The sequence below is a fragment of the Mucilaginibacter xinganensis genome, assembly GCF_002257585.1.
GTDB classification, from domain to species: domain Bacteria; phylum Bacteroidota; class Bacteroidia; order Sphingobacteriales; family Sphingobacteriaceae; genus Mucilaginibacter; species Mucilaginibacter xinganensis.
This window is the reverse complement of sequence record NZ_CP022743.1, coordinates 4522578-4548416: the sequence shown is the minus strand read 5'-3', so window position 1 is coordinate 4548416 and position 25839 is coordinate 4522578. Positions and strand designations below refer to the sequence as shown.

At 39.8% G+C, this 25839-nt stretch carries 23 protein-coding genes; 14 read left to right on the top strand and 9 right to left on the bottom strand.

The genetic code is table 11. From position 1 onward, the window contains the following. Positions 1–96 precede the first annotated feature (96 nt). Both MuYL_RS19905 and MuYL_RS19900 read right to left on the bottom strand, forming a co-directional pair. Entirely contained in the window at positions 97–1386 is a 1290-nt protein-coding gene (locus tag MuYL_RS19905; RefSeq protein WP_245845645.1) for an MFS transporter, read from the bottom strand. Positions 1387–1535: 149 nt separating this feature from the next. Continuing rightward, positions 1536–2918: a M20/M25/M40 family metallo-hydrolase gene (locus MuYL_RS19900; protein WP_094572228.1), complete on the bottom strand. Its 1383-nt coding sequence runs from the start codon at positions 2916–2918 to the stop codon at positions 1536–1538. 233 nt (positions 2919–3151) lie between these two features. On the opposite strand from MuYL_RS19900, the gene MuYL_RS19895 reads away from it, so the two are divergent. Next, positions 3152–3337 (top strand): bacteriocin, encoded by a 186-nt coding sequence (locus MuYL_RS19895; protein ID WP_094572227.1) that lies wholly within the window; start codon positions 3152–3154, stop codon positions 3335–3337. A 141-nt stretch (positions 3338–3478) separates the two neighbouring features. On the opposite strand, the gene recG is transcribed toward MuYL_RS19895, so the two are convergent. The 4 genes from recG to MuYL_RS19880 form a co-directional block, all read right to left on the bottom strand. Further along, positions 3479–5587, bottom strand: a complete 2109-nt coding sequence (gene recG / locus MuYL_RS19890) for an ATP-dependent DNA helicase RecG (RefSeq protein ID WP_094572226.1) — start codon at positions 5585–5587, stop codon at positions 3479–3481. Positions 5588–5684: 97 nt separating this feature from the next. Further along, a complete protein-coding gene (locus MuYL_RS19885) occupies positions 5685–6062 on the bottom strand; it encodes a RidA family protein (protein ID WP_094572225.1) in 378 nt (125 codons plus the stop codon). A gap of 56 nt (positions 6063–6118) precedes the next feature. Continuing rightward, positions 6119–6262, bottom strand: coding sequence for a DUF6728 family protein (locus MuYL_RS23815; protein ID WP_317043857.1), 144 nt, complete (start codon positions 6260–6262; stop codon positions 6119–6121). A gap of 168 nt (positions 6263–6430) precedes the next feature. Beyond that, positions 6431–7789 carry an OmpA family protein gene (locus MuYL_RS19880; protein ID WP_094572224.1) on the bottom strand — a complete coding sequence of 453 codons (1359 nt, stop codon included), beginning with the start codon at positions 7787–7789 and terminating at the stop codon, positions 6431–6433. Positions 7790–7937: 148 nt separating this feature from the next. Between MuYL_RS19880 and MuYL_RS19875 the strand changes: the two genes are divergently transcribed. Then, a complete protein-coding gene (locus MuYL_RS19875) occupies positions 7938–9224 on the top strand; it encodes an aminopeptidase P N-terminal domain-containing protein (RefSeq protein ID WP_094572223.1) in 1287 nt (428 codons plus the stop codon). A 28-nt stretch (positions 9225–9252) separates the two neighbouring features. Here MuYL_RS19875 and meaB read toward each other — a convergent pair whose 3' ends face one another. Next, a complete protein-coding gene (gene meaB, locus MuYL_RS19870) occupies positions 9253–10152 on the bottom strand; it encodes a methylmalonyl Co-A mutase-associated GTPase MeaB (protein ID WP_094572222.1) in 900 nt (299 codons plus the stop codon). Between the two features lie 264 nt (positions 10153–10416). Between meaB and MuYL_RS19865 the strand changes: the two genes are divergently transcribed. Both MuYL_RS19865 and MuYL_RS19860 read left to right on the top strand, forming a co-directional pair. Continuing rightward, the gene (locus tag MuYL_RS19865; RefSeq protein ID WP_094572221.1) at positions 10417–11469 is read left to right on the top strand and encodes a glycosyltransferase family 4 protein; all 1053 of its coding nucleotides are present in this window, start codon (positions 10417–10419) and stop codon (positions 11467–11469) included. Between the two features lie 32 nt (positions 11470–11501). Beyond that, positions 11502–12455 carry a hypothetical protein gene (locus MuYL_RS19860; RefSeq protein ID WP_094572220.1) on the top strand — a complete coding sequence of 318 codons (954 nt, stop codon included), beginning with the start codon at positions 11502–11504 and terminating at the stop codon, positions 12453–12455. Here MuYL_RS19860 and MuYL_RS19855 read toward each other — a convergent pair. Then, positions 12452–13195: a glycosyltransferase family 2 protein gene (locus MuYL_RS19855; protein ID WP_245845642.1), complete on the bottom strand. Its 744-nt coding sequence runs from the start codon at positions 13193–13195 to the stop codon at positions 12452–12454. The two genes, MuYL_RS19860 and MuYL_RS19855, sit on opposite strands and share 4 nt — an antisense overlap. Positions 13196–13375: 180 nt before the next feature. Here MuYL_RS19855 and MuYL_RS19850 point away from each other — a divergent pair, with 180 nt between their 5' ends. From MuYL_RS19850 to MuYL_RS19830, 5 genes are all read left to right on the top strand, one after another. Next, a complete protein-coding gene (locus tag MuYL_RS19850; protein WP_157740992.1) occupies positions 13376–14419 on the top strand; it encodes a glycosyltransferase family 9 protein in 1044 nt (347 codons plus the stop codon). 44 nt (positions 14420–14463) lie between these two features. Further along, complete coding sequence (locus MuYL_RS19845; RefSeq protein WP_094572218.1) at positions 14464–16293, top strand: ABC transporter ATP-binding protein; 1830 nt, start codon at positions 14464–14466, stop codon at positions 16291–16293. Between the two features lie 219 nt (positions 16294–16512). Next, on the top strand, positions 16513–17109 hold the full coding sequence (locus tag MuYL_RS19840) for a hypothetical protein (RefSeq protein WP_157740990.1): 597 nt from the start codon (positions 16513–16515) through the stop codon (positions 17107–17109). Between the two features lie 122 nt (positions 17110–17231). Further along, positions 17232–18197 (top strand): nucleotide-diphospho-sugar transferase, encoded by a 966-nt coding sequence (locus tag MuYL_RS19835; protein ID WP_094572216.1) that lies wholly within the window; start codon positions 17232–17234, stop codon positions 18195–18197. A 170-nt stretch (positions 18198–18367) separates the two neighbouring features. Next, positions 18368–19327, top strand: a complete 960-nt coding sequence (locus MuYL_RS19830; RefSeq protein WP_094572215.1) for a nucleotide-diphospho-sugar transferase — start codon at positions 18368–18370, stop codon at positions 19325–19327. A 79-nt stretch (positions 19328–19406) separates the two neighbouring features. Here the strand turns inward: MuYL_RS19830 and MuYL_RS19825 are convergent, their stop codons facing one another. Continuing rightward, positions 19407–20069, bottom strand: coding sequence for a porin family protein (locus MuYL_RS19825; protein ID WP_094572214.1), 663 nt, complete (start codon positions 20067–20069; stop codon positions 19407–19409). Between the two features lie 115 nt (positions 20070–20184). On the opposite strand from MuYL_RS19825, the gene MuYL_RS19820 reads away from it, so the two are divergent. From MuYL_RS19820 to MuYL_RS19800, 5 genes are all read left to right on the top strand, one after another. Beyond that, positions 20185–21909 (top strand): glycoside hydrolase family 3 protein, encoded by a 1725-nt coding sequence (locus MuYL_RS19820; RefSeq protein ID WP_094572213.1) that lies wholly within the window; start codon positions 20185–20187, stop codon positions 21907–21909. Between the two features lie 40 nt (positions 21910–21949). Next, positions 21950–22480 (top strand): DinB family protein, encoded by a 531-nt coding sequence (locus tag MuYL_RS19815; protein WP_094572212.1) that lies wholly within the window; start codon positions 21950–21952, stop codon positions 22478–22480. Positions 22481–22735: 255 nt separating this feature from the next. Then, entirely contained in the window at positions 22736–23590 is an 855-nt protein-coding gene (locus tag MuYL_RS19810) for a UDP-2,3-diacylglucosamine diphosphatase (RefSeq protein WP_094572211.1), read from the top strand. 122 nt (positions 23591–23712) lie between these two features. Beyond that, positions 23713–24696 (top strand): glycosyltransferase family protein, encoded by a 984-nt coding sequence (locus tag MuYL_RS19805; RefSeq protein ID WP_094572210.1) that lies wholly within the window; start codon positions 23713–23715, stop codon positions 24694–24696. A 103-nt stretch (positions 24697–24799) separates the two neighbouring features. Then, on the top strand, positions 24800–25789 hold the full coding sequence (locus tag MuYL_RS19800; RefSeq protein WP_094572209.1) for a DUF6427 family protein: 990 nt from the start codon (positions 24800–24802) through the stop codon (positions 25787–25789). Positions 25790–25839: the final 50 nt, after the last annotated feature.

The following is a 25839-nucleotide window of genomic DNA, read 5'->3' as shown; positions in this document are numbered from 1 at the left end:
TTCCTGATTGTAACTTTAACGTTAATTTCTAAGAAAGGTTTTGGAATCAAAAGAAAACGGAAATGTTAAAGCGCTATAAATATGCATTTAAGCTATTTAATCGGTGGTGTGTACTTCGGGCGTTTGGATCTCGCTTAACGATAACGGGATCAGTTTTTTTGTTTTGAGAAAAGTAATAGAGACAATAGCCAGCGTCATCGTTCCACCAAAAATAACGGAAGTAACGGTGCCTAATAATTTTGCTGCAGTGCCCGATTCAAAGGCACCAATCTCATTAGAGGAGCCAATGAACATTGAGTTAACTGCGGATACTCTGCCACGCATATGATCGGGCGTTAACAATTGCATAATGGTACCCCTGATGATAACGCTAATACTATCAAAAGCTCCCTCTGTAAACAGGAATATCAGTGATAAATAAAAACTGCGCGAAAGCCCGAAACATATAATGGATAAACCAAACCCTGTAACCGCAATCAGCAGGTTACGCCATGGCTTTCCCATTGGAGAGAATCGTGCCATTGCCAGCATCGTTAACACTGCACCTAACGATGATGTAGCGCGCATTATTCCCAATCCCTGAGAACCTACCTTTAAAATGTCATTTGCGAAAACAGGCAGTAGGGCGACAGCACCCCCGAAAAATACGGAAAACAAGTCGAGGCTCATGGCCCAAATCAGCATTTTACTGTTAAAAACAAAATTCAGGCCTTCTTTAAGGCTTGTCCAGATATCTTCTTTTGGGATAAATACCGGTGGATACGATCGCAAAAGGTAAATAAGAATAATTGAAAGCAGCAGAAATGCAATTATAACGCCGAAAGCTATCGTTATACCGTAAAATCCGTAAATCAAACCGCCTGCCGCTGGCCCCAGTATGGAAGCAATCTGCCAGCTGGAGCTGCTCCAAGTGCTTCCGTTTGGGTAAAGTTCTTTGGGAATACTTTGCGCATATATGGTAAAGGTTGCCGGACCATAAAAAGCACGGGCCAAACCATTTAAAAATATCATGAAATATATAATAGGGATTATCCAACCTTTATGCAGGTAGGGGCTCATGCTTTTCATGGTAACAACAAATATTACTATCGAAGCAAAAAATACCAGGGAGGATATAGTAAGCAGCATTTTCCGTTTTTCAGATTTATCTGCAACGTAGCCGCCATACATAGCAATGCCAATAGCCGGCACCGCTTCGCAAAGGCCAACCAAACCTAATGCAAAGGCACTTTTTGTAAGCTGATAAATGTAAAAGCCAATAATTACAGCCTGCATCTGGTACGCGAATGTGAAGAAAAAACGCATGCCAAGGTAGGAGCGGAAGTCTTTATAGCGTAATGCTGCAAATGAATCGGGTTTGTGGATACTATCGCCTTCTTCTGACACTAATGATTTTTTTTGTGATGCGGTAAAATTACTATTTACGGGCTAAAAACAAAGCAGCCGCACTAAATTTAAAAAACCTGGTGCGGCTACGCCGTTTAAAATTACCTTGAGTTAACAAACTAAGGTGTATTATTACTCTTTTGACCTGATTAAATACCCTGCGTATCTATAAGGTAAATCAGTGAAGCCATTGACGCTGCCCCTAATTCAAGCTCACGTTTATTTACGTTTTCAAAAACATCATTTGGGGTGTGATGCACATCAAAGTAGCGTTGTGAATCGGGCAGGTAACCAATTAGTACTACGCCTTTTTGTTTTTCATTTAATGGGCCAATATCACTGCCGCCGCCACCTGCCGCAAGTGTACCCGAGCCGTAAGGCGCCAGTAATTTACCCCATTTGGCGTTGATGTTCTGAAGCCGGCCGGCAGATACGCCCTGGAAAGTAAATCCCCTGGGTGTAAAACCACCAAGGTCTGATTCTATCGCCGCAATGTGTTCTTCTTTATTCTCTGTGGCAAGTTCAGCATATTTAATGCCGCCCCTGTCACCGTTCTCTTCATTTATAAAAAACACCGCCCGGATGGAGTTTTTGGGTTTATATCCCAAAACTTTAAGCAGGCGCAATGCTTCAACAGACTGCACAATTCCGGTACCATCGTCATGTGCTCCTTCTGCCAGGTCCCATGAGTCAAGGTGGCCACCAACAGTAATAAACTTATTAGGGTTTTCAGACCCCTTCATTTCACCTACCACATTAAAGGAAGGTGCATCAGGCAACGTTTGGCAGTTTTGCTTAAAATAGAATTTAACCGCAGGCAGCGAACGCATCTTCAGCATGGTACTTAATTTGTTAGCATCAACGGTAGAAATAGCGGCCGCCGGGATATTGGCGCCATCTTTTACAACAGCTGTTGCACCCGTATGGGGAAAGTTATCGAGGCTTTCCGTTAATGAGCGCACAATTACACCCACCGCTCCGTATTTTGCTGCCGCCGCCGGCCCTGCATTACGTTGATCGCCTGCTGTTCCATAGGCCCAAAGTGTTTCAATAAATTTGGGATCAAAAGGGCGGTTAAAGAATACGATCTTTCCTTTTATTGCATCTTTCCCAAGGGTTTCCAGTTCTTTTAAGCTGTGGACCTCAATTACAGGCGCTGTTATGCCATTTTTGGGTGTAGCTACTGACATACCGAGGGCAGCAATATGTACGCTGATCTTTTTGTCGCCTTTAATAATTATTCCTTCTTCTTTAGCGCCACGCACCCAGTGCGGAACCATTACGGGCTGTAAAAAAACCCGGTCGAAGCCGTAGCTTTCCATTAACTTTTTACCCCACTCAACTGCTTTTTGCGCATTTGCCGAGCCGCTCAGGCGCTGTCCGATGTTTTTGCATAGGTAATGCAGGTTGCTGTAGGATTGTCCGTTAACCAACTCCTCATCATAGATTTTTCGGATCATGAGGGAATCCTGGGCTTTTAATACACTGCCGGTAAAAATAAGAGCAGTAAGAAGGGTAAATTTTATTTTCATTGTTGATCAGTTATGCAGTAAAGATAAAAAATATGAGGGTATAGTCGGAATGGATTTTAAGTACTTAAAAATACATTCTCTACTGTTGGGGGTTGTTGTATTATCGATACAGTTAATAACTAAAATGAAAGACTTTTTTCAATGGCTTGATACAAAAGGATTTATTTATTAAATAATATTTGCAATTAATAAATATATACCTAAATTTAACTATAAACTAAACCAATAAAATTATGAAAAAGGAAGAAAAATCATTAGGCAAACTCAGCCTGAAAAAGGAACTAACCAAAAATGAATTAAAGCAAATTGTAGGCGGTTTAAGCGGATATACCAGCTGTACAGGCGGAATTTACCAAATTGGTTGTGCCCCAGCCTATTGTAGCGCTGCCGGACATGGGTCTTTCCTTGGATGCTCTTAGTTTTTTACGCAACAACCAAACGGGCTGATTGCGAATTTTGAATTGAAAAACCCTCCTGTTGCAGCGAGGGTTTTTCAATATTATAACACTTTGTTTTTGTTTAACCTCTTGCCCTTGTTAAAAATTGTGAGCGCGTACTCCTTATGAGATTTTATCCCAGGTTAGCCCGTCCTGCTTTGTCTTAAACGAGCTATGGAGAATCAGGTTTTCTGGTGATGCCAGTTGCGGATCTTTCTCAAAAATACTTTCAACGCATTTACGCACTTTTATCAATAACTCCTGATCGGTAACCAGGTTGGCTACTTTTAAATCAAGTACCCCGCTTTGCTGGGTACCTTCTATATTCCCCGGGCCGCGTAATTGAAGGTCGGTTTCAGCTATTTCAAAACCATTGTTTGTTTTAACCATGGTATTAAGCCTTATTTTTCCGTCGTGGCTCAACTTATGGCTGCTCATTAAGATACAGAACGATTGCTCCGCACCCCTGCCTACACGCCCTCTTAACTGGTGTAATTGTGAAAGGCCGAAGCGCTCTGCATTTTCTATGATCATTACTGAAGCGTTAGGGATATTAACGCCAACCTCAATTACGGTGGTAGCAACCATTATTTGCGTTTCGCCCTTTATAAAGCGGTTCATCTCAAATTGCTTTTCGGCAGCTTTCAATTTTCCGTGTACTATACTGATACGGTATTGGGGTAGCGGAAATTCATGTGCCATTACCTCAATACCATCCATCAAGTTTTTAAGGTCAAGTTTTTCACTTTCCTGTATCAGGGGGTAAACTATGTAAACCTGCCTGCCTTTTGCAATTTCGCGTTTCATAAACCCAAACATCGCAAGTCGTTGATTTTCATAGTAATGCACTGTTTGTATCGGCTTTCTGCCGGCCGGTAGTTCATCGATTACAGAAATATCAAGGTCTCCATACAAGGTCATAGCCAGCGTACGCGGAATTGGTGTGGCAGTCATAACCAAAATATGAGGGGGGATAGTATTTTTACGCCACAATTTTGCCCTTTGTTCTACACCAAAACGGTGTTGTTCATCAATTACTACAAAGCCAAGATTTTTGTATTGTACCTTATCTTCAATAAGCGCATGGGTACCTATCAATATTTTAAGCTGTCCGCTCTCCAGCTTTTGATGCAAAACATTTCTGTCTTTTTGTTTGGTTGATCCTGTTAGTAAACCCACTTCAATAAAATCATCGCCAACAAGTTCCTTAATAGTTTGGTAATGCTGGTTGGCCAAAATTTCGGTGGGGGCCATAATACAGGTTTGAAAGCCATTGTCAATGGCAATCAGCATACTCATTAAAGCAACAACGGTTTTACCGCTGCCCACATCGCCCTGCAAAAGGCGATTCATTTGTACACCTCGCTGTGTATCCAGCCTTATCTCCTTTAAAACGCGTTTTTGTGCATTTGTTAAAGGGAAAGGGAGCTTATGGTGATAAAACGCATTAAAAATCTCGCCAATAGTATCAAATATATTGCCTTTGAATTTTTGGGTATGCAATAACTTGTTCTTTAAAAGTTTGAGCTGTAAAAAAAATAATTCTTCAAACTTTAATCTGTACTGAGCTTCGTTAAGCTTTGTGGAATTATCGGGAAAATGAATGTTTTTATAAGCCTCTGCCCGCCCGGTAAGTTTAAACTGGTTGATGATATATAGCGGGAGGTTTTCGTGAATATCATGCAGTTGCTGCTCTAATAGTGCGGCAACCAGCTTCATTATCCCTTTACTGTCCAGCGAAAATTGTTTTAGTTTTTCAGTTGAATTGTATGCAGGTTGAAGCGTTAAATTTCCTTTACGCTGCTGTACTTCAGTGCTGTACAATTCCATTTCGGGGTGCGCCATCTGGACCTTTCCGTTAAAGAACGTAGGTTTGCCAAAAAGCACATACACTTTTCCGGGAATCAGGGTTTTTTCTATCCATTTAACTCCCTGGAACCATACCAGCTCAATTAAGCCGGTATCATCCTGTGCCTGTGCGACCAACCGGCTGCTGCGTTTCTCTCCTATTATTTCTTTGTGCGTTAAACGCGCAAGCACCTGCACGTAGGGAAGATCGGGTTGGATATCCCTGATTTTATAGAACCGCGTGCGGTCAATATACTTATAAGGGAAATAATTTAAAAGGTCACTAAAATTGAATACCTGCAGTTCTTTTTTCAAGATCTCTGCACGATGAAGGCCCACGCCTTTTAAATATTCAATAGGAGTTTCAAATACCTTGGTATTCAATTAGTGATGGATTAAATAAATTCAATGATATGCTAATCTGGAGGTTTGAAAATTGAAAAATAGCAGCAGGGCCTTTATTTTTAAATTTTCAATTCAGTTACTTTAACGCCGTAACCGTTATTTCAACGTTAACGCCTTTAGGTAGCCCTGATACCTGTACCGTTTCGCGCGCTGGAAACGCTTCTTTAAAATAGGTTCCGTACACTTCATTAACCTGGGCAAAGTTTTGCATATCTGTTAAAAATATACTTGTTTTAACAACATGGCCAAAATCAATCCCGGCTTCTGCCAAAATGGTTTTGATGTTTTCCATTACCTGTTTAGTTTCAGCTTTAATATCTCCGGTTATCAACTGGCCGGTGGCTGGGTCCAGAGGGATCTGGCCTGAAAGAAATACAAAACCTCCGGCAGCAACGGCCTGGCTGTAAGGGCCTATAGGAGCGGGGGCATTATCAGTGTTAATTACAGTTTTCATGAGAGCGGGTTATTTATTAAAGCAGATGATTTTGCGAGTTTTAAAGTTTAAAATATCTATTTTTTTAAGATGAATATTTTAATCAGCGTCCAGATTATGCCAAGTAAAAACATAATTATAGCAATGGCATTAATGGTATGCATTACCTTAAGGTTAAAGCTTGTAGGCCTGGTGGGATCTTTTTTTCTAAAGAAATACATAAAACAAATATAGCGAAGCTTCAGGCTGAAATCAAAAAGCAGAAACTAAAAAAAGCGAAATGGGGGAAGGATTAGCCCCTGAGGCGAAGAAATTAGTTTCAGAAAGGGTTAAATGTAAAAAGGCTTCCCGAATCCGGGAAGCCTTTTAGTATAATTTTGTTATTAAAATTATTTGTGGAATTCAACACGACGGTTTGCAACACGTCCTTCTTCTGTTGAGTTGTCAGCTATTGGATGAGTTTCACCAAATCCTTTAACTTTAATGCGTTTTGCATCAACACCTGAGTTAACTAAGTAAGTTTTTACAGAGTTAGCACGGTCTTTAGATAAACGCAGGTTGTGAGCTGCAGTACCTTCAGATGAAGCGTAACCAGCTAAAGTAAGTGTGCTTGAGTTAGTCCTCATGTCAGCAGATGTAGCATCTAATACTGGGTATGAAGAAGTTTTCAATACTGAGCTGTCAAATTCAAACTGAATGTTTGAGTAAGCAACAGCAGTTGCAGCAGCAGCCTTAGCGCTATCTGGTTTAGGGAATACAATTGGGCAACCAGCACCATCAACAACGCTTCCGGCAGGAGTGTTAGGGCATTTGTCAAATTGATCAGCAACACCATCACCGTCAGAATCTTTCTTCAGGTCATTAACTGCAGTTTCAACATTTGTAACACGGCCTTTTAAAGCTTCAACTTCCTGACGTAATGCTGCATCATATAATTCATCATACATCATAGCAACAGGGTTTACCCACTCTAAGTTTTGTTTTGATTTTGGACCGAAAGTGTACTCTAAACCACCGTAAGTGTAAGCGTAGTGGTTAAAGGTATCGTAAGTGTTGAAACCAGAGAAGTTATAACCTTTAACAAAAGTTACAGTGTAACCTAAGTTTAAAGCTAACGCATCAGTAAGTTTGAATTTAACACCTACGCCAACCGGAGCTGCTAATTCTTTAATAGTGTTAGTTTGGATAAATCCTGCTTCAGGAGCTGTAGCACCTGGAGTTACAGCGTAAGCTGGTTTGTAGAAATCTAAACCAAGACCAGCAGAACCGTAAAAGTTTACAGCATTTGCACGGTGTAAAAAGCTAACGCTTCCGAAATTAACAACACCGCTTAATGAAACCTGGTTGAATTTGGTTTCGAAATAAGAAGCACCAAATTTGGTAGCAGTTGATCCTGAGTTACCTTGACCAGCAACGTCATCACCTTTAACTTTACCGCCGTAGTAATCTAACTGCAAGCTGAAAGCATGTGATAATTGTTGCCTTAAAGTTGCTCCGTAACCTAAAGCCGCTTTAAAGTGGTTGGTTGAGTTGTTAAGGAAAGGAACAAGGCCTGATGTTACACCAGCGTTAATTCCGATACTGAATGTGTTGTACTGACCAATACCACCAAATACTTTGGCAGTAGAAGCAGTGTCAGACATTTTCATAGTTTTCATTTTAGCGGTGTCCTGAGCCGAAGCTAAGCCAACTGCCATCAAGGAAACAAATGATAAGACGACTGTTTTCTTTAATGTAGAATAGTTCATAGTTTTAAGATTAAACGATTTTAATTGTGATTTTTTTCAAAAATAGTAATTATGTTTGATTTTGTATCCAAACACCGTTCCAAATTTTATAATTATTATACAAATAAAGGAAAAAAAATGTTTTTTTTAAATTCATAAATATTTTAAGATGAAATATCTTCCTATTAATAATGAGGTGTTTGTACATAATAGAAAAAATTTCGTTTCGCGATTAAAGCCCTGTTCTATAGCTATTTTCAATTCTAATGATGAATTTCCAAGAAGCGGGGACCAAAGTTTTCTTTTTAAACAAAATCCTGATTTTTTTTACCTGACCGGTATAGACCAGGAGCAGAGTGTCCTGGTTTTATTCCCAGAGTGTCCTAATCCACTATACAAAGAAGTACTATTTTTAAGACAAACTAACGAACATATCGCAATTTGGGAGGGCCATAAATATACTAAAGAAGAAGGTAAAATTACTTCCGGTATTAAAAGCATTTACTGGTTAAGTGAATTTGACGCGGTATTGCAGGCAATAATTAATTATGCTGAGTATATTTATATAAATACAAATGAAAACGACAGGTATAGCCATGCGGTGCCTTACCGGGATATCAGGTTCCTTGACTCATTGCGTGCAAAATACCCGCTGCACAAGTATGAACGCTCAGCACTGATCCTGCGTGATCTTCGGGCTGTTAAATCGGCCACAGAAATAGAACTGACAAAAAAAGCTTGTAATATTACCCGGGATGCGTTCATACGTGTACTTGAATTTACAAAACCAGGCGTTACTGAGTATGAAATTGAAGCTGAAATAACTCATGAGTTTTTAAGGCAACGTGCTACGGGCAACGCTTACAATCCTATCATTGCCTCAGGCAAAAATGCCATTGTGCTTCATTACGTGGATAATAACCAGGTTTGCAAAGACGGGGATGTAATCCTTTTTGATTTTGGTGCCGAATATGCCAACTATAATGCAGACATGAGCCGGTCTGTACCCGTAAACGGTCGCTTTACCAAACGCCAGCGCGACGTTTATAATGCCGTTTTACGGGTTATGCGTTCCGCCACAAAAATGATTGTTGCCGGCACTGTTTTAAACGAATACCATGAAGAGGTGGGAAAAATAATGACAGATGAACTGATCGGCCTGGGATTGTTAACCAAACATGATATTGCGAAGCAAAATCCTGATGTTCCCGTTTATAAAAGGTACTTTATGCATGGTACGTCGCATCACCTGGGTTTGGATGTACATGATTTTGCCAGCCGTTATAAGCCTTTTGAAGTGGGAAATATTTTAACCTGCGAGCCGGGCATTTATATAGCAGAAGAAGGACTGGGTATAAGGATAGAGAATAATATATTAATAACTGCCGAGGGTAATGTTGATTTAATGGCTGATATACCTGTTGAAGCGGCTCATATTGAGGATATAATGAACTAGCGTACCTTGCCGCAAACAGGGGATGGCATTATTCAGTATTATGGGTCAGCGGACCTATAAACTCATACAAATTAAATTTCGGATCTTTCAAAGCTTTGGCAATTGCTTGCTGAAGCTTTTTTTTATCTACATCAGCCATGCGCTTTTGCTGAATTAGCTGGTAAGCTTTTTCGGCAAGCAAAAGTTCTTTGCGGGCGTTCTTTATTTCAGATCTTGATTGGATAAATTGGATCACCTGGTCAATTCCCTCGTTTTTTGATGCAACGGTTTTAAACACCGGGAGTTGGGTTTCTTTATTGCTTTGGATCTTTTTTAAATTATTTACAAAAAAATCAGCATCCGGCCGGTCGCTTTTATTCACTATAAAAGCATCTGCAATTTCCATTAGTCCTGATTTTATGTTTTGGATCTCATCACCGCTTTCGGGCACTAAAACCAATAAAGTGATATCTGCAAGCCCTGCGATCTCAATTTCTGACTGCCCGACACCAACCGTCTCTACGAGTATATAATCAAACCCGGATGCCCTCAAAACATCTGTCATTTCAATCGTTTTGGCAGAGAGGCCGCCAAGGGATCCGCGCGTGGCCAGCGAACGGATAAATACATCGGGATGGTTAAAGTGGGGAGCCATCCGGATCCTGTCGCCAAGCAGCGAACCAAAATTAAAAGGTGAAGTTGGATCAATAGCCAATACCGCTATTTTTTTACTATCAGCAATTAACCCGCTGATGAGTGCGTTTACCAATGTGCTTTTACCTGCTCCCGGGGGGCCGGTAATGCCAATAACAGGCGCGTTTTTTGTAAATGACAAACTTTTTAAAAGTTCGCCGGTACCCTGCAAATCGTTTTCAACAATAGTTAAGGCTCGGGCAACCGAACGGAAATCAGTAAAATGCGGTTTAATATTAGTTGTAGCGCTCTGCATTTTATAATCGTTATAAAGGAACAAAAATATAATGTATTTAGCGTAATACAGTTTGATTAGGTTGATTAAGTGAATAGTTGATTAGGTTTTTAATAATTAATAGCTAAATGGTCTGGTCAATCAAGTTAATTATATGAAATTAGTAGATTGGATGGATTAAGTTTGAAATAGACTTTGAAGTTATTCCAGGCAACTTAATCTAACTAATGAGCCTAATCGATTAACCAGAAAGTTATATTTGTGGCTTTTGGTAACTTTTAAAGCATGAAGAAATCTGTTTTAGTCACTTTTGATTCTATGAAGTACCCTAACTCGGGTTTCTTTTCATTTGGTAAAAGTTTAGGCGAGGCGTTATTAAGTGAAAATAACGATCGTTTCGATTTTACATTTTATGTTCATAAAAGATCTACGTATGTTTTTATGGGTAAAGTAGCCCTGGTTTATTTATCCAAGCTGCACAAGTTAATTTTTCCGGGGAAAAGCAACTATCAACTGGTTCACTTTACTGATCAGTATTGCAGGTTGAGGCCGCAAAAGGCAAGCGGCAAAAAAATACTGACTATACACGATATTAACCCCATCCACGAAAAGAGAAAATCGGAAAGAAAGATTGCAAAACATATAGAGAAACTAAGACGCTATATTGCCGCGTGCGATAAAGTGGTGACCATATCAAACTTTGTGGCTGATGATATTTTAAATTATTTCCCGGAAGCAAAAGATAAGTTAAGTGTTATTTATAATGGCGCGGATAAACTTTATGTTCCGGAGGATCATGTTCCCGCCTATCTGCCCCAAAAGGTTTTTTTATTCACCATCGGCTTTATATCTGCCAAAAAGAACTTTCACGTACTGCCCGCGTTGCTGCGGGGTAATGATTACGAATTGGTGATATCGGGGGTAGAAACACCTTATAAAGATAAAATAATGGAAGAGGCACAAAAGCATGGCGTTGCTGATAGGGTTAAAATTACAGGTACCATAAGCGAGTTTGACAAAGCATGGTATTATAAAAATTGCGAGGCCTTTGTTTTTCCTTCGCTTGCGGAAGGTTTTGGGTTGCCGGTTATTGAGGCCATGCATTTTGGCAAACCGGTATTTTTATCGACACATACCTCATTACCTGAAATTGGTGGCGACGCTGCATTTTACTTCGAAAACTTTGAGCCCAACCACATGCAGCAGGTTTTAAGGCATGGGTTAAAGGAATTTCATAAAAAAAATTTGGCTGAACGCTCAATAAGACATGCGGAGCAATTCGACTGGGAGAGTACAGCGCGACAATACCTGCAATTATATGGTGAATGCTTAAGTTAATATTGAAGTTTCCGGCCAACCAATAGAAAATTATGTTTAAAAAAAGAAATAAGTTAAGTAAGTTGTGGTTAAAATATACTGACAAGCCAGCATATACAACCTATAAATGGGATTTAGCAAATTACAACGATGTACAGCAGACCAATTTTTTATTAGGAAGCAAAAAGTTAAACAGCATTGATAAAATAAAGGCTGTTGCTGATAATACAGGTAAATTAAATTTAATGCATAGCGGGAACGCCGGGGATATCATATACGCGTTACCATCAATAAAGAAAATATACGAAATAACCGGCGTACCGATTAATCTGTACCTGAAGTTAAATCAGTTGTCAAAGATCGAAGCTTTTAGATCACATCCCCTGGGCAACGTTATGTTAAACCAAAAAATGGCAGAAATGCTCTTCCCTTTAATTCGTAGCCAGGAATATATTGCCGGTGTGGAAGTATATACAAACCAGGTTATTGACATTGATCTTGATTATTTCAGGTCGGGGTTTATTCCCATGAATACCGGAAACATAGCTCGCTGGTGCGGATACATTACAGGGGTAAGTCCGGATTTGTGGAAAAAATGGCTTAATGTGCAAGCAGATCAAAGCTATTCAGAGAGTATTGTTATAGCCCGCAGCGGCCGCTATCATAACGAAACTATTGATTATTCATTTATCAATCAATATAACAACCTGAAATTTATAGGGGTTAAAAGTGAGTACGATGATATTAAACGATGTTTACCTAAAATAGAGTGGATTGAAATTGAAAACTTTATGCAAATGGCCCAAACAATAGCAGGCTGTAAATTTTTTATAGGCAACCAGTCTTTTCCGTACGCAATAGCCGAAGCTTTAAAGGTACCGCGAATACTGGAGGTTGCTTTTGATGTAATAAATGTCGTTCCAGAAGGAGAAAACGGGCATGATTTCTTTTTACAGGATCATTTTGAATGGCTTGTAAAAAGCTTAAATGGCAGTAATGTTAATTAAGCCCTTGGATTATGCCTGTGTTTAAATTTGTATACTTTATAACGGAGCCAGATTTTTAAACCAAAATACTTTAATATCATCGCTGACTTGTCTTTTTGAAAAGGTTTATCTACTTGTGTGCCTGATAAGCCCGTATGGTTAAAGTTTGCAAGCGTATAATCTTTGTAAAGAAAATGGAAATTTTTATCAGCATATAGCTCAAGAGTAAGCGCAAAATCAGCCGAAATTTTGTACAGTATGTTATACTTGTATTTATCAAATACTTGTTTGGGATAAATCATAGCCTGGTGATAGGCTCCAAATTTTGCAAATCTGTATTTATTTAAATAGCCGGCCCGTTTTTTACCTTCAGCAAATACGTTGGCGTAATAAATAGCCGATGGATCATCAAGTTCAGCAACCATCTGCGAAAATTCAGGTAAGAGTTCATCATCGGCACCTATAAAATATACCCATTCGCCTTTAATGTATTTTAAAGCTTTGTTCATAGCGTCGTACACGCCGTTATCTTTTTCACTTATCCAAGTGTTTATGCGGTTTGCATTTTCCTCCAATATTCTTATAGTGCCATCGGTACTTTTCCCGTCAATTACAATAATGTCTATAGCGGGGTATGGCTGTGCGTAAATGCTATTGAGGCAGTTTTGCAAAAATTTAGCTGCATTATAGGTAACAATAACTACAGATATGCGCCGCATGCCAATGCCTGCTGTTAAACTTTTGCCTTCGTGGTTAATCATTTTATGATACTTATATTTGCCGCTTAAAAGTATTGATAAATCAAGTTATCGATATCTCCTGCAAAGGAATGAATAATGGATATTAAGAACCGAAATTTATTTAGGATAAATCGCATTTTTTTTCTCAGGCTGCCATGGTTATTCAGATTTTTTTCAAAATTTCGAAAACCTCAAAAGCGGTTGCTCATTATTAAAACCGACGCCATAGGTGATTACGTACTATTCAGGAATTTTATTGAGGCTGTTAAAACATCTGCTTTATACAATAATCACAAGGTTGATTTATTGGGGAATGTTTTATGGCAGGACCTGGCTGTTAATTACGATGCTGCTTTTGTGGACGAATTTATCTTCTTAAAAGCCAACGACTATTACAATTCTCCCCTGGAAACTTTGAAACTAGCGTGGCGGTTATTTAAAAAGAATTATTCGGTTGTGTTACAGCCAACTTATTCCCGCACCTTGATAAATGATTCATTTGCTGCGCTCACCGGTTCGCGCCAAATCATAGGGTTTGAGGGCGATAGTGTCAGCATTCCGACGCGGTACAAAAACAAAACGGATAAATTTTACAAAGAGCGTTTGATATTGCCCCAAAGCATCCGCTTTGAGTTTGATCGGTCGAAATTCTTCTTTGAAAGCGTTTTAGGTGAAGTGATCAGCATAAAAATACTATCGATTCCCACTGAAAAGAACGCTAACAACGGGATTGTTATTTTTCCGGGAGCAGGGATCTTTAAACGGAGCTGGCAAAAGGAGCGTTTCCTGGCCCTGATTAAACGGATAAAACAGCATACTGATGCGCAAATTTATTTAGCAGGCGGCCATGGCGATGTGGGGACAGGAAATTTCATTGAAGAAAACCTCCCTGAACAAGGAATCAATAATTTAATCGGTAAAACTTCGTTACCTCAACTGATTGATCTTATTGGCGGGGCGGCGTTAGTTATTGCTAATGAAACCAGCGCTGTCCATATTGCTGTTGCTACAAAAACGCCATCGGTTTGTATCCTTGGCGGCGGGCATTTTGAACGCTTTGCACCTTACCCGGCCTATTTTGAAACCGGGCCCGTTTGTGTTTATCAGAAAATGGAATGTTTTTATTGTAACTGGAATTGTATCTACTTAACAACGGAAACGGAGCCTTACCCGTGTATTGAAAAAGTGAGTTTTGAAAATGTTTGGCAGGCCATACTGCCATTAATACAGCAATATGGTAATTAATTAATTACTGTTAGATTTGCACCTTTATATATTATAATCCTTTAATGAAGACATATTTCCGGCTGCTGTCATTTGCCAAACCAATTGAAAAGTTTGCCATTCCATACATCCTGTTCACTTTATTGTATGTTCTTTTCAGTTCAATGGTTTACCCGTTGCTGATCCCGCTTATGAATACGCTGTTTATAACAGATACCTGTAAAACAGCGGCGACTGAAGTAGTTCAACAACCTGGGTTTCTTGACATCACAGGGTGGTTTAAGTACTACATGAGCTCTTTTATTCAGAGTCAGGGCCCTTGGGGGGCATTGAAGTTTATTTGTACAGTTATTATTATTACCATGGTTTTGGGTAACCTGTTCCGTTACCTTGGTGCCCGCACGATGGAAAACCTGCGCTTACATACTCTATTGAACCTGCGCCGCTCGGTTTTTAACAACGTAATGGATATGCATCTGGGTTATTTTAATAACCAGCGTAAGGGCGATATTATTTCAAAAATAGCCTCTGATGTTCAGGTGGTACAGTTTTCAGTGACTGCTACGTTACAGGTTATTTTCAAAGACCCATTTCAAATGATCGTGTTCCTGGTTTTGCTTTTTAAAATTTCCGTCAGTCTCACGCTCGGTTCACTTTTAGTGGTGCCTGTTTCTGCATTTATCATTTCAAAAATCGTAAAAAAGCTAAAAGCCCAGGCAGTAGCTGCCCAGCAAACTTACGGTAATATGATCAGTTATCTTGATGAATCATTACAGGGCATCCGGATAATTAAGGCTTTTAACGCCACTGATTTCATTAAAAAGCGTTTTAACGATGAGAATACAAAATATTCCAGGATCTTGAGGTCTATGGCTAAACGCCAGCAATCGGCATCCCCGGTTTCTGAAACGCTTGCCATCATCATGATATCGTGCATTGTGCTTTATGGCGGCTTTTTAATTTTGAACAAACGATCAGATTTAAGCGGCGGCCAGTTCATTGCCTATATAGCTATTTTTTCGCAGCTGATGCGCCCGGCAAAATCTATTTCAGATTCATTCAGCAACATCCATTCGGGTATTGCGGCAGGTGAGCGGGTGCTTGCGTTAATTGACGAAAAACCTGCTATTAAAGATGCTCCAAATGCGGCAACACTTACAGGGTTTAACAAAAGTATTGAGTTTAAAAATGTGTCGTTCGCTTATGGCGACAGGCAGATCCTTAATAATATTAACCTGACTATCCCTAAAGGGAAGACCGTCGCGCTGGTTGGGCCATCTGGCGGCGGAAAATCGACCCTGATGGACCTGGTGCCGCATTTTATAGAGCCTCAATCGGGCGAAATCTTAATTGATGGACAAAATATAAATAATTTTACGGCCCAGTCGTTGCGGAACTTGCTTGGGGTAGTTAATCAGGAATCAATTTTATTTAACGATTCTATTTTTAACAACATAGCCTTTGGCAAAACCAATGTTACCCTTGAGCAGGTTAAAGAAGCTGCTAAAATAGCCAATGCACACAATTTTATTATTGAAACCGAAAATGGTTATGAAACCAACATCGGCGACCGCGGTACCAAGCTATCAGGCGGACAGCGGCAACGCATTTGCATAGCGCGTGCGGTTTTAAATAACCCTCCGGTTTTGCTGCTTGATGAGGCTACCTCAGCACTTGACACCGAATCGGAAAAATTGGTCCAGGATGCTTTAAACAACCTGATGAAGAACAGGACTTCATTAATTATTGCGCATCGGTTAAGCACTATACAGAATGCCGATATTATTATTGTGCTTGAAAATGGCTTTATTGTGGAACAGGGTAATCACTTGCAACTCATTGAAAACAATGGATTGTACCGTAAGTTGATTGATATGCAAACTTTTGCAGGGTAACCACATTAAAGCTATAACCTAAATATTGTTTCAGGAAGCAATTAATTGCCGTATTTAACGTTACTAGTTAGGTACTTTGCTTTTTAGTAAAATAGCTGGCCTGTTGTTATTTATTTAACATACGGAAGAGCGAAGTCTTACGCATCAATTAAAAACTACGAATTATGGGAAAAGAAAATAAAACCAGGAAGGTTACATCATGGGTTGTTATAGACTTTTATGCCACACTTAATAATTACTACTGCTAATATTCAGGATTCATACGAAAGCAGGAAAGAACAGTACATCGAATCAATCGAAGCTTGTTTAAAATATCGTCACTTTTTCCATTCCTATACCATTTTGGAGTGCGTATCAGAAAAGGAAGACTATCTTAATAAATACAATACAGTTTACAGCACCGAGGGAAATGTACATGCCAACAAAGGCTTAAATGAAATGAAACATTTACGGTCTTTTTTAAACCAAGCGGGTTTCGACGATCATCAGCCAATTATAAAGCTATCCGGGAAATACCTTGTTGAAGACGACTACTTCTTTAAAAGTGTACAAGCCCTTTGGAAGAAATATGATAGTATTTTCAAAAATGATAATGACGTTTTTGAAGGAAAAGGTTACCATACTTTTTTTTACTATATGAAGAAGGGGTTGTTTATAAATACGATTGACAGTATCGACTTTTCGGCCGGTAACGACCGCCCAATTGAATGGGACTTAAAGGATTATTTACTGGTAAATGAAAAACATATTGAGATCGACAGGTTAGGTGTGCTTGCCCGTCAGGGAACAAATTCCGAGAAAATATTTCGCTGTTAGCTGTTGTAGCGTAAAATGATTTATTGTAACAATTTTCTTTCAAACTGCTATGCATTCAGATTGTTACGTTATCAATAAAATATTCTTGTGATGTTTGAGTTTTAAGCAGTAAACGCGATAATATGGGTCAATTTGATACTTTTCCTTACCAAACAAACTCAGCCGTTTTATTTGTTATTTTTAACCGGCCGGATACCACTAAGCTGGTATTTGATCAGATAAGGGCGGCGAGGCCTAAACGTTTATATATAGCCGCTGATGGTCCGCGTTCAGATAATCCAAATGATGGGTTGCTATGCAAAAAGGCAAGGGATATTGTTAAAAATGTAGATTGGGACTGCGAGGTACAAACCCGTTACAGTGAAACTAATATAGGTTGTAAGAAAGGGGTTTCGGCAGCGGTAACCTGGTTTTTTAATAACGAGGAAGAAGGGATCATATTAGAAGATGATTGCTTGCCGGCAAACAGTTTTTTTAAATTTTGCGATACGCTTTTAAATAAATACAGAAACGATACACGCGTTAGGCATATTACGGGCTGTAATTTACAGCAAGGAAAAAAATGGGGCGATGCAAGCTATTATTTTTCAAACAGGACCCACGTTTGGGGTTGGGCCAGCTGGAGGAGGGTTTGGAATGATTACGATTTGAATTTAGAGAAATATGATCAAAGTGAGATAACCGAACTTTTTCAAAATATTTATGAAGACCCGCTTGTAGCGGAAAGCTGGGCGCAAATTTTTGAGGATGTGAAAGCTGACAAAATTAATTCATGGGCGTATCCGCTTGATTTTGCCAATTTTTTCAATAATGGCCTTGTAATTATTCCAAATCAAAACCTGATCTCCAATATTGGTTTTAGCGCCGGCGCTACTAATACCACTGAAGAAGGCAATATATACGCAAACCTCCCACTATCGGAAATTGATGAAATTATAGATCCTGTTTTAATGCTACCTGAAAAAAGAGCCGACCTTTGTATTATAAACAGGGATTTTAACATAGATCAAAGACGTCGGAAGCAGAATTCAGTAAACCGAAAAGTTAAGAAATGGCTGGGCGCGGTGTTTCGTAATGCAGCTTTATAACGGAGTAATAAAAAAGAAAATCCTAATTTTTTCGGCAATACAAGTAGCATATTTGCGTTTTACAACGTAATGCTATTAACTATTGGGCAATTGATGTGGATATCTGTTTAAAAATATAACAAACTTATTGGCATAAAAAAGCTCATGAAATAGTTTTAACAACTTATAACATGACAGCTACCTCTGATTTCATTCAAACAAGATCACCTGTATTATTTATAATATTTAACAGACCGGATACTACGGCGCAAGTTTTTAATCAAATAAAAAAAGCTAAACCAAAGCGGCTGTACATAGCAGGGGATGGTGCGCGAAATGAAAGGCCCGGAGAAACCCAATTATGTGAGGCGGCCAGGAATGTGGTAAACGAAATTGATTGGGAATGTGATGTTAAAACGCGTTTTCAGGATGTAAACCTTGGTTGTAAGGATGGAGTTTCTACCGCCATAAGCTGGTTTTTTGAGCATGAAGAAGAGGGCATAATATTAGAAGATGATTGCCTGCCCGCTGATAGTTTTTTTAGCTTTTGCGACAACCTGCTGGAAAAATATCGATATGATACCAGGGTAAGGCACATAACTGGCTGTAATTTACAGCAAGGAAAAAAATGGGGCGATGCAAGTTACTATTTTTCAAATATTACGCATGTTTGGGGCTGGGCTGGCTGGAGGCGCGTTTGGAAGGATTATGATAAAGATCTTAAGCGGTTTGACGAAAGTAGCCTGCGTTATGAAATTGGTAAAATATTTCAGGATAGTTTTATCCTGGATAGCCTGGAACAAATTTTTAAGGAGTTAAAAGCTGGGAAAATTGATACTTGGGATTATCAGCTGGGTTTTTTGAATTACCTTAACAATGGGCTGTGTATAATACCTAATGTCAACCTGATTTCTAATTTAGGTTTCGGGACCGGTTCAACGCACACAGTTAATACCGATAGCCCGTATGCGAATTTACCGGTGGGGAGCCTCACAAAAATTGTTCATCCGCGATATTTTTTACCGGAAAAACAAGCCGATCTTTTCACACTGTCGCATGATTTTAATATTGAAGAACGGGAAAGAAGACATAACCTGTTAAGAAGAAAAGTTAAAAGATGGGTAAAAGAAAAATTGATGACCAATGAGTGAAACCGGTGACAGGTGCACCTTTAAATAAAAAATCCCGACACCGGGATTTTTTATTTAAACACAACTTTTATTGATTATCTTATTGAAACTTAAACCCTATGCCCAACTGGAAAACCTCATTGCGGTAGCCGGGAAGAAAGTAGGCATTGTCATCAGTTTGCTGAAAATCAATGGTGTACCTGGCGCGTAATTCAACACTTGGGTTTATGTCAAAACCAACGCCTATTACGCCATCCAAAACCGTTCTGTCATTAGTGGTGCTATAATGATCGCGGGCGGTAACGTCAAAGCCATTGTCATAAGTGTTTGTGGTTGATATAGGAAATGAAACCTGTGGGCCAACTACAAAGTTAAAGTTTGGCGAAAGCCTGAATTTTGCCAACAAGGGTACGTCAATAAAGTTAGCGCGCTGGGTAAAATTGCCGTCGTTGGTTTGTGCTGAATAGCCTTTTTGCGAAAATAAAACCTCCGGTGCAAAAGACACAGGGTAAATAATAGGCACATCTAAAGTCAAGCCCACATGAAAAGCAGTAATTCCTGCGGTTGAATAATCGGTATTATAAGAGTCAACTGCATCAGCAAAATTGAAACCACCGGCAATGCCCACCCTAACCCGGTAAAAATCGTTCGACTGGCTGCGCGGAGCTGAACGCCTTACCGCACGGCGATGACCGTAATAGCCCTGAGCACTTACTGAACCTGCCACCAGCAGGAGTATAGCAAAAGAGAGAATTTTTTTCATAGCGTGTTTTGTTTAATTATACCTGATAGATTGAAAAACAATACAAAGGTTTATTCATTGTTGTTTTTTTTATGGCGCAGGTTAATAAAAAAACATATTTCAACTACATTTGGTAATGATACTTTGTCCACTTCGCTTAAAATGCGCATTGATAACTTTGGTTTGTTTTATTTCGATAAATGCATTCGCGCAAAAGGAAAGCTATATCCAATCGTTACAGCACCAAAATCAATGGGTTGATTCTGTATATAAAAAACTAAGCAAGAAGAAGAAGATAGCGCAGTTGTTTTTTGTACGTGCGCATACCAACCTGGGCCAGGCTTATGAGGACTCTGTTGCAAAAGTGGTTAAAAAAGAGCAGGTGGGTGGCCTTGTCTTTTTCCAGGGTGGCCCTGTACGGCAGGCCAGTTTGATAAATCGTTACCAGAAAATTGCGAAAGTGCCTTTACTGATAGCTATGGACGGCGAATGGGGTGCCGGCATGAGGCTCGATTCAACCATATCATATCCCTACCAGATGACACTGGGAGCTATTCAGGATAATACGCTGATTTATAAAATGGGGCAGCAGATAGCTTATGATTTTAAACGCCTGGGGATGCAAATGAATTTTGGCCCTGATATGGATGTTAACAATAACCCCAATAACCCGGTTATCAACTACCGTTCATTTGGGGATAACAAATACAACGTTGCGACAAAGGGTATTGCTTATTTTAAAGGGATGCAGGATGCCGGCCTTTTAACAACCGCCAAACATTTTCCGGGTCACGGCGACACCAATACTGATTCACACCTTGACCTGCCGTTGTTGCCTTTTACCCGGCTTCGGCTCGATTCGCTGGAAGGATACCCTTTTCGCGAGGCAATAAATGCTGGCATCAGCGGCGTTATGATTGCCCACATGGACATCCCGGCTTTAGATACAACCAAAAATTTACCGTCCACTTTGTCCAGGCCAATTGTGACAGGTGTTTTAAAAGACTCATTGAGATTTAAGGGTCTTGTAGTTTCAGACGCGATGGAAATGAAAGCAGTACAAAAATATTTTCCGGACGGCGAAGCGGACGTGAGGGCTTTTTTGGCTGGCAATGACATTATTGAGCTGTCAGAAAACTCGAAAAGAGCTATAAAAAAAATAAAAAAGGCGATCAGGAAAGGCGAAATTTCTAAAGAAGAGTTTAAGGAACGCGTAAAAAAAGTTTTGGCTGCCAAATATTGGGCCGGGCTAAACAATTACACGGAAACCAGCCTGGGTACCTTAACTGATGATTTAAACCGGCCGGAAGCAACCAGTCTGGTTCAGCAGTTAAGTGATGCTGCAATAACCCTTGTTAAAGGTAGTGCCTCACTATTAAAAATGGACCCGCTATTAAAAACAGCTGTAGTAGGTGTGGGGGTAACGCAAATAACTGTTTTTCAGAAAGAATTGGCGAAAAAATACGAGAATAATAGCTTGTTTACCATCAATAAAAATGCTTCACCTGCCGAATTAAATGCGCTTTTGATCACGCTTAAGGGATATGATCAGGTTTATTTAAGTGTAAATGACACCCGGCTGCGCCCCGCGAGTAAATTGGATTACACGGCTGATGTTAAACAGTTCATAAGTAATGTGGCGGCGCATAACAATTCGGTAATTACTGTTTTTGCCAATGCCTACACCATTGCAGATTTGCCTGGTATTGAAAATTGCAGCGCATTAATTGCCTGTTACCAATTGACAGATGCCCTGCAGCAGTCGGCAGCGAAAGCCATCACCGGGCAGTTGGTGCCGACCGGCAGGTTGCCCGTAAGCATAAATAAAGATTTTTTAACAGGGATGCGGGGAAGCTTGTAAGCATATCCGGTGCACATAAAAAAATTATACCTTTATTACCATGAATATTGCCAAAGAGCGCAGCGCGATTGACAAAGCATTAGATGATTACCGCGCTAAGCTGGATACCATCTCTGATGAGCTTTTTACCAAAAATCCGGAGGACGGAGGATGGTCATATGCGGAGGTGTATTCACATATACTGAAGGCTACCCTCGGTTCATCAATTGCATTGGAGCGCTGCACGCACAGTAACTGCGAGCCAACTAAAAAAGGATTAACATTACTTGGGTGTTATATGATGTTGATGGGCAGCTTTCCGCCCGTTAGGGTGAAAATGTCTGAAGCGTTAGCTGCTAAGATGCCAGCCGAAAAGATCAGTAAGGAAGATGCCAGGAATTTAATTGTGAAGTGCCGTAAGCGTATTGATGATACAGCGCCTTTGATAAAAGATTCATCACCAAATTTTCGGAGTAAACACCCGCGGCTTGGCATGCTCACGGCCGGACAATGGTTTAAATTTATTCGTATTCACCTGTACCATCATTTAAAACAATTGGGGCGTATTGAAAATAAATTTCCTGCAATGTGAAACCTTTTACATTTAACGCAGTCTTAACAATTAAATAATCTGTTTTGCCGTTATTTGTAAAAATTGTAGAAGATGCATTTTGAGTTAGCTTATATGGTTGTGGGAAGCTTACTATTTTTAGTAGTAGTATTTTACCTGAGCCCTTTTGAACTAAAAGTTAATGACGACGACGAAGAAGAGTAATTGTTGTCAGTACAACGCTCTTATATTTTGCCGGTATAACATACCGGATGGAAAAACAGCCCCCCAATTTTAATGGCAAAACGCGAAGTTGATATTGTTGTTATATCTGACGTGCACTTAGGCACGTATGGATGCCACGCCAAAGAATTGCTCAAATACCTGAAGAGCATAAAGCCGAAGATGCTTATTTTGAACGGCGATATTATTGATATATGGCAGTTCAGTAAATCATACTGGCCAGAAACCCACATGAAGGTGGTTCGCCGCATCCTAAAGTTTGTAACCGAAGGCATCCCTGTTTATTATTTAACCGGCAACCATGATGAAATGCTGCGCAAGTTTGCTGATTTCAACATGGGGTCGTTCCAATTGCTGAATAAAGTGGTGTTAAATATAGATGGCGAAAAAGCATGGATCTTTCATGGTGATGTTTTTGATGTGACTATGCAGCATTCCAAATGGCTGGCAAAGTTAGGCGCGGTAGGATATGACACACTAATATTGATCAATAGCTTTACCAACTGGCTGCTTACTGCAATAGGCAGGCCGAAAATGAGCTTTTCGCAAAAAATTAAGGCCCGGTTTAAAGAGGCTGTGAAATTTATTAACCAGTTTGAACAAACTGCTGCCGATCTGGCTGTCGAAAAAGGCTACCAGTATGTAATTTGCGGCCACATCCATCATGCCGAAATAAGGAAAATGGAAGCGACAGAAAAAACGGGCTCTGTGCTTTATCTCAACTCGGGCGATTGGGTTGAGAGCCTCACCGCACTGGAATACAACAATAAGAACTGGACCATATTTAAATATGAGCCCGCCGATTTTAACGGCGATGCTGACGAAGAAGATAAAACGGATGCGGAAGACCTGGACGCCCGCCTTGACGTGAGGATTTTATTGGAAAGATTTAAAATGGAACAGGATTGATTATTTAGTTGCAAAGTTGTAACGTTGTAAAGTTGCAATGTTGTTAGCTGCTACAATATAGGGATGATCATTTTCGCCATAAGCCTCACAACATTTCAACCTCATAACGCTTCACCATCTACATGAAAATACTTTTCGGAATACAGGGAACGGGGAACGGCCACATAAGCCGTGCACGTGAAATTGTGCCTTTGTTGCAACACTATGGCGAAGTTGATCTGCTGGTGAGTGGCACCGAGGCCGAGGTGACGCTGGCCCAACCCCTTAAATATAAATTTCACGGTTTTAGCTTTGTGTTTGGAACCAATGGCGGTGTTGACAACTGGGCCACATTTAAGCTGATGAATTTACCCCGCCTTTGGCGCGACATCCGTAGCCTGCCTTTAAAACAGTACGACCTTATAATAAATGATTTTGAACCAGTGAGTGCCTGGGCCTGCAAACTGCAAAAAATACCATCGGTATCATTAAGCCACCAATGCTCATTTGTTTCGCCTAAAACACCGAGGCCTGCCAAACGGAGTTATGCGGAATGGTTGCTTAAATACTATTCCCCAACTACCCACCATATTGGGTTTCACTTTGAGCGGTATGATGACTTTATACATACGCCTGTTATCCGCAGTGAGATCCGCAATCTGAAAACCTCAAATTTAGGGCATTACACTGTTTATCTGCCTGCCTATGATGATAAACTGCTAACCCGGGAACTGGGTAAGACCAATAAAAACTGGCAAATTTTTTCCAAACGACAGAAGACACATTATAAAAAAGGCAATGTGGAGATCTTCCCGGTAAACAACCAGGATTTTAATAATAGCCTGGCCAGTTGCGAAGGCTTATTAACAGGTGGCGGCTTTGAAGGACCTGCCGAAGCACTGTTTTTGCAGAAAAAGGTGCTGATGATTCCTATGAAAGGGCAGTATGAACAGCAATGCAATGCCATTGCGGCAGCAAGGCTTGGTGTGCCGGTAATTCATGAAATTGACGACCAGTTTGTTTACCGGGTAAATAACTGGATAAATGATGATAAAAAGGTAGTTGTTGATTTTCCTGACGAAACTGCTCAGATAGTGGAAAATATGGTAAAAAAATACGCAAGATAATCCCCTCCTGCAGCCTTTACGGCGTCATTTATAATAAAAGTGACCTTTTTGAAACTTTTGTTGGCACATTTGTGCTAATTTCGCAGCGCAAACAAAGGCTTTAATGATCAGTTTTTTTAAAGCGCTCAATCCGCTTAATATTTTATGGCTTGCAGTTATCCTGTTCATTTCACGGATAGGTTTTATACTTGTATCTCAGGATAAAACAACGTTTGCCTTTGCCGAACCCGTTGCCAGGCTGCTGATCTCGCCGGGAAATTTTCTTAACCCCGGCTCAACAGGCACCAACATATTACTTGCAGGCATAGTGGTATTTGCCCAGGCATTGTTGCTGAACCATTTGGTTAATCATCATAATTTACTTGGGAAGCCTACCTTTTTACCGGCTTTAATGTATATTACTTTATCAGGTTTATTTACACCTTTTTTGGTGCTGAGCCCACCGTTGCTATGTAATTTTTTGATTATATGGATGCTGTTTAAGTTATTCAGCTTTTATAAAAGCAACGATGCCAAGTCTGCTGCGTTCGATTTGGGAATGATGATAGCTATCGGCACAATTATATATCTGCCTTTTATATACTTTTTTTTGGCGTTGTGTGTGGCCCTCATCATTTTCAGGCCACTGAACTGGCGCGAAATTTTAGCTGGTGTTGTTGGATATGTAACCATATTCTTTTTTCTTGCGGTGTATTATTATATGAACGAAAGTCTGGGGCAGTTTTACAGCATCTGGCTTCCGCTCGGAACAAAGTTTCCTGATAGCATAAATATTCATTATTACAGCTTCCTCGTGCTGGTGCCAGTGGTAGTAATACTTTCGCTTTGTTTTGTTAAGCTGCAGCAAAATTTTTTTAAAAGTTATGTGCAGATCCGGAAGTCGTTTCAGTTGTTGTTTGTTGTTTTTTTAATTGCATCCTTGTCGTTTTATGTAAAAACACCTTTTAATTTGAATCACTTTTTATTGTGTGCAGTGCCTTGCTCGGTATTTTTTTCGTATTATTTTCTGTATGCTAAAAACAAATGGTTTTATGAATCACTGTATTTATTGCTGCTAATCAGCATTATCTATTTTCAGTTTAACAAATTTTAACTTTTATATTCGTTCAAATCACGGCTGTTATCTTAGTTTTGTATCATAAT